Source organism: Streptococcus pseudopneumoniae ATCC BAA-960 = CCUG 49455 (genome assembly GCF_002087075.1).
In the GTDB taxonomy this organism is placed as follows: domain Bacteria; phylum Bacillota; class Bacilli; order Lactobacillales; family Streptococcaceae; genus Streptococcus; species Streptococcus pseudopneumoniae.
The window spans coordinates 1-4,223 of sequence record NZ_MWSM01000077.1; the positions used below are offsets into that span (position 1 = coordinate 1).

The following is a 4,223-nucleotide window of genomic DNA, read 5'->3' on the forward strand; positions in this document are numbered from 1 at the left end:
TATTTAGTCGTAATCAAGCCGTCTGGCTCTACTGTGAACTCTGGCTTGTCTGCCATTGTTCCGTCTGGTTTGAGGTAGTACCAGCCTGTTCCGTCCGCAGACTGGATAAAGGCGTTTGATACCATAGCACCTTCTTTACCGTCAAGGTAATACCAAGTATCTTTGTACTTGACCCATCCTGTCTTCATAGCGCCCTCTGTGTCAAAATAATACCACTTCTCAGCGATTTTCTTCCAGCCTGTCGCCAGTTCGCCTGAGTTATCAAACCAGTACCAGTTGCCGTCTGTGTGCTTCTTCCAGCGGTCTGCAAGCATGTAGCCTGAGCCGTCGAAGTAATACCAAGTGCCGTTGACCTTCTCAAACTTGTCTTTTGGATAAGAGCCGTCTGAGTGTACATACCAATAGCCTGTATCGTTCTTCTTCCAACCTACTTCAATTGTCAATCCACTTTCAATATCCTGCTTGAACTGTTCACGGCTAATGCCCCATTTGGCAAGATAAGGATACGGGTCAACGTGGTCTGAATGGTTGTCTGGTTGGTTATTGGTACAGTATTCATGTGTTTTGATACCTTCCAAACTGCTTGTATCAAGCGTTTTCGGCAAACCTGCTTCATCTGCTAGATTGCGTAAGAGTTCGATATAGAGACGGTAGTCTGTCATGAACTCTTCTTTAGTTGAATGGCTTTCAATCAATTCAACTGCCGCATAGCTTTCCGCATTCCAATCGCCCCCAACGTCCCAGGCACCATTGTTTACAGGACCGACCTGCAGGACACGACCGTTACCAACCACATGAGAGAAGAAACCAAGCTCAGGGTTCTTTCTGTAGTGGTAGTCTGCCTCATTTTGAGCGGTAGAATTACGGTTCCCCGTAGAGTGAGCGTGCACTTGTCGATATGGCGCATAGCCTACTTGTGGCAAGCCTGTACGTAGTCTGCTTGTATCGATATCCATCTCTACTCCCTCCAAGCGTCGTTCATCTGCTTCACTGCGGACTCCACAAAGGTATCCAAGTCCTTATCGGTCATGCTGATCTTATATTTGGTCAGCTCAGCTCTAACTTTATCACGAGCTTGCTCTAGCTTTTCATCACCTTTATAACCTGTCTCGGCAGCCACCTGCTCCACGGCATGAACTGCGTTCTTGGCTAGGATTTCAGCGATAATCACCGCTTTCTCTCCGCCTTTTCGCAAAAGATAGTCTTTCACCATTTTCACGATACTGCCTACTGCTACTGCTAAAAAGCCTGTCGCAAAAGCGATAATAAATTCATTAAATTGTGTCATGTGTTGTTTCCTTTCTATTCTCTATAAAACTTAACATTAACGGTACCTATATACTCCCTTAAGTTTGTACCAGTTAGATATATGACTCCTCGGTTATACATATCAGCCTGAATTCTTATTAATCTGCTATTATTGAGTTGTACATATCGTATAGCAGCAACCTTAATATCATTACCTTTAATATCAATATTGTACCCACCCCAGTACTGCCACATTCTTGTGTTTAACACTTCCAATAATAATGACGGTCCACTCGACCACACCAACCTATCGCCAATATAGCGCTTGACAATCTCTCTACTTCCTAACATGATTCTTACTCTATCTCTCATAGCTTCACCTACTTAAAAATATCGTAAATCGTGTGAGGGTCTTTGGTAGTAATAGCATCGTACTGCTCTTGCGTACCGGCCCAATAGTTGAGTGCCTGCGAACCGTTCTGATTGACAATGTTCTGACCTGGAACTCCACTTCGCCCTTGTTCACCATCGTTGACATTATCCAAATGGGTAAAAGCAGAGGCTCTCAATCCTCTGTAATTCACTTCAATGCGAACTTCAAACCAACCACCAGAACGCTGAGAAGCACTCCATGTGCCAAATTTTCCTGCTGAATCAGGGGTCTGATTTCTCAAAGAACGCCAGTTTGTATAGCCAAAACCACGATAGTAATAATCAAGAGTATAGCCGCTCGTGACTGCTTCGCCATCGTAGAATACATCCGCAAACAAATTCAATCGGCTAGTAGAGCCATTCTTATAAGAACCCTCAATACGAACGCTGGCATTCAAACTATGCCCATTATCCCCTTTTAAGCTATCCCGTTGAGTCGGTGTCAGCGTATCGAATGATGGACGATTTTCTAAGGCGGAAATCCTAGCCTTGATGGGGATATCATTGTACAACTCCCATTTTTGGGCATAAGTAGACAAGTCTTGGTGGGAGGTCAAGTAGCCTTTCTCTTCCAGCTCCGCTTTTGTAACGAGGGTTTCTGGATGGACTTTCGGTCTACTCTCAAGGGTGTCCAGTCTTTTCTTAACCTCCCTATCCTTTAGCTCTGAGTCTTCTTTGATAGCCTTGACATCCTCACCGATTGCTCTTGCTAGATTTTCAAGGTTACTCATAGCACTCACGCTTTCGCTGCGTTATAGGTTGCGACCAAGTCAAGGTTGGCAATCTGGTCTACACGTCCGCTGACTTCAGTTACTTTGCCAAGAAGTGCGCTATTTTCATCTTGTCCCATACTTGTGATTTTTTCCGCGATTTCTTTCAGTGTGTCAAGATTTTCAGGCGTCCCCTCACCCAAGATTTCAGCCTTAACCTCGGATTTAGCACGGGTAATTGCTTGGTTCATGTCAGACGTGCTGACTTTCGTTTTCAGCTCTTCGTTTACCTTTTTGTTATCTTCCCCCACTGCCTGCGCAAATGCTGTTAATTTTGTAGTATCCATTTTGTGTTACACCTTTCCTAAATTGTAATAAAAGAGTAGGTCTGGCAATTCCTGACCTACTAGGCTCTCGCCTACAGTTCTACCTGCAAGCTGTTTTTTTACTTCTTCTGCGATATCCAGCTCTTTTAAAGCATGGACTTCCTCTGTGACCAATTCTTTATCTGAGGCCACTATCTTGATATGGACAGATTTATCACTGGGGAAAACATAGCCTCCAGCCGTGATTTCCAAGCGATAACTCCCAATGGGCAAGATAGCGTCCAGATGAAAACTCACACCTTGACCGGTAACGGTTACCTGCTTCTTCCACTGGTAGCCCTCCTTGGTCAGACTGATCAGTGCCTCCTTCCCTTCCAGAGAGGAGATGACTTGGTAATCTTCGTCTAAGAGGGCAAAACCAAAGGTGGAAGCCAAGTCCCCTTGCTTAATCAGGTGCCCACCGTCAATTTGCCGCAAATTGGTCATATTGAGATTACAGACCATTCTGCACCTCTTTCTTTACTGTTTACTTTGTATCAAGGTTTTCAGTTCTCTCACATCTTCACCTAGCGATTTGACCTGTTCAGCCAGCACCAGAATAGCCTTATTTTGTTCGTCATGGTTATCCAATCTTTTGTTAGCCGACATTCGAAATTCGCGTAAGTTCTCAATGTCTTTTTCTATGGCTGTCATGCGATTTTCCTGCTTGGTTGCCCTGTCCTTCATGGAAAAGTACAAGACAACCACAGGAATCAGAGAAAAGAGAAACCGAATCAATAAGTGCTCAATCTCTGTCATAAACACCTCGCTAGTTTGCCAGATGGCTCAAACCACGTCGCTTCAATTCCTTGCGCACACGGTCTTTCCAGCGTTTATGTACCCATGAAAAGTCAACTGCTCCACGTTCCAGTAGGTTGATGTACATGTCGATTTTGGCTTGGTCTAGTGTAATCTTACTCATTGCTGCTACCTCCATTGTCTTCACTAGGGCTCTCTTGGTTTGTCGTTTCAGAAATGTCATCTTCTTTCTCGCTTTCTTTCTTATCTTCTACCGCTGGGGTTGGTTGTGCTTCTTCAGCTTGGTTTTCTGTGTCCGTAACCTGAGGGGTGTCCTCGTCGGTCTCCTCCTGGTCAGACTCTCCTTGAGCTTCCAGCTCTTCCAATCGCGCTAAGATATCCTCAATATCCTGAGCATTCTGGAGATTGACCTTCTGCATGCCATCCATGAGCTGGTTGGCTCTCTCCAGCGCTTCCGTCGTTTTAGCCAATTGTTCTTGGTTTTTGACAATGGCACTAGTCGGGTCAAGTTCGGTGCGAACCAATTCCAAAACCGCTTGGATAAGGGCGTCCTCACTATCCTGTGTATGGTCACCTGGCAATTCGCACTGCTCATAAGAATAGCGCCCCTTGTTTTCCATCTTGATTGCGACAACTGTTACATTTTCCCCACCTTTCAAGTAGGGATTGATTGCTACTTCGTAATTCATTCCTTATTTCCTTTCATTTT

8 protein-coding genes are annotated in these 4,223 nt (G+C 44.8%); all 8 read right to left on the minus strand.

Annotated features, from left to right (window positions below; genetic code table 11):
* On the minus strand, nt 1-956 hold a 956-nt coding region (locus tag B4W83_RS11850; protein WP_000350542.1), incomplete at its 3' end, for an N-acetylmuramoyl-L-alanine amidase family protein.
* A 2-nt stretch (nt 957-958) separates the two neighbouring features.
* The gene (locus B4W83_RS11855; protein ID WP_000191485.1) at nt 959-1,288 is read right to left on the minus strand and encodes a phage holin; all 330 of its coding nucleotides are present in this window, start codon (nt 1,286-1,288) and stop codon (nt 959-961) included.
* 340 nt (nt 1,289-1,628) lie between these two features.
* Complete coding sequence (locus tag B4W83_RS11865; RefSeq protein ID WP_000067166.1) at nt 1,629-2,411, minus strand: phage upper tail fiber protein; 783 nt, start codon at nt 2,409-2,411, stop codon at nt 1,629-1,631.
* Nucleotides 2,412-2,416: 5 nt separating this feature from the next.
* Nucleotides 2,417-2,737: a hypothetical protein gene (locus B4W83_RS11870; RefSeq protein WP_000381731.1), complete on the minus strand. Its 321-nt coding sequence runs from the start codon at nt 2,735-2,737 to the stop codon at nt 2,417-2,419.
* Between the two features lie 6 nt (nt 2,738-2,743).
* Complete coding sequence (locus B4W83_RS11875) at nt 2,744-3,220, minus strand: hypothetical protein (protein WP_000227062.1); 477 nt, start codon at nt 3,218-3,220, stop codon at nt 2,744-2,746.
* Nucleotides 3,221-3,235: 15 nt separating this feature from the next.
* The gene (locus B4W83_RS11880; protein ID WP_000134981.1) at nt 3,236-3,514 is read right to left on the minus strand and encodes a DUF7365 family protein; all 279 of its coding nucleotides are present in this window, start codon (nt 3,512-3,514) and stop codon (nt 3,236-3,238) included.
* 10 nt (nt 3,515-3,524) lie between these two features.
* On the minus strand, nt 3,525-3,677 hold the full coding sequence (locus tag B4W83_RS13080) for a hypothetical protein (RefSeq protein WP_000036642.1): 153 nt from the start codon (nt 3,675-3,677) through the stop codon (nt 3,525-3,527).
* On the minus strand, nt 3,670-4,203 hold the full coding sequence (locus B4W83_RS11885) for a hypothetical protein (protein WP_001105679.1): 534 nt from the start codon (nt 4,201-4,203) through the stop codon (nt 3,670-3,672). Before B4W83_RS11885 ends, B4W83_RS13080 begins: the two co-directional genes overlap by 8 nt.
* Nucleotides 4,204-4,223: the final 20 nt, after the last annotated feature.

What these genes read in the sequence shown, in the direction of transcription:
- B4W83_RS11885 (WP_001105679.1), bottom strand. Translation starts at nt 4,203, where the DNA reads ATGAATTACGAAGTAGCAATCAATCCCTACTTGAAAGGTGGGGAAAAT.
- B4W83_RS11880 (WP_000134981.1), bottom strand. Translation starts at nt 3,514, where the DNA reads ATGACAGAGATTGAGCACTTATTGATTCGGTTTCTCTTTTCTCTGATT.
- B4W83_RS11865 (WP_000067166.1), bottom strand. Translation starts at nt 2,411, where the DNA reads ATGAGTAACCTTGAAAATCTAGCAAGAGCAATCGGTGAGGATGTCAAG.
- B4W83_RS11855 (WP_000191485.1), bottom strand. Translation starts at nt 1,288, where the DNA reads ATGACACAATTTAATGAATTTATTATCGCTTTTGCGACAGGCTTTTTA.
- B4W83_RS13080 (WP_000036642.1), bottom strand. Translation starts at nt 3,677, where the DNA reads ATGAGTAAGATTACACTAGACCAAGCCAAAATCGACATGTACATCAAC.
- B4W83_RS11875 (WP_000227062.1), bottom strand. Translation starts at nt 3,220, where the DNA reads ATGGTCTGTAATCTCAATATGACCAATTTGCGGCAAATTGACGGTGGG.
- B4W83_RS11870 (WP_000381731.1), bottom strand. Translation starts at nt 2,737, where the DNA reads ATGGATACTACAAAATTAACAGCATTTGCGCAGGCAGTGGGGGAAGAT.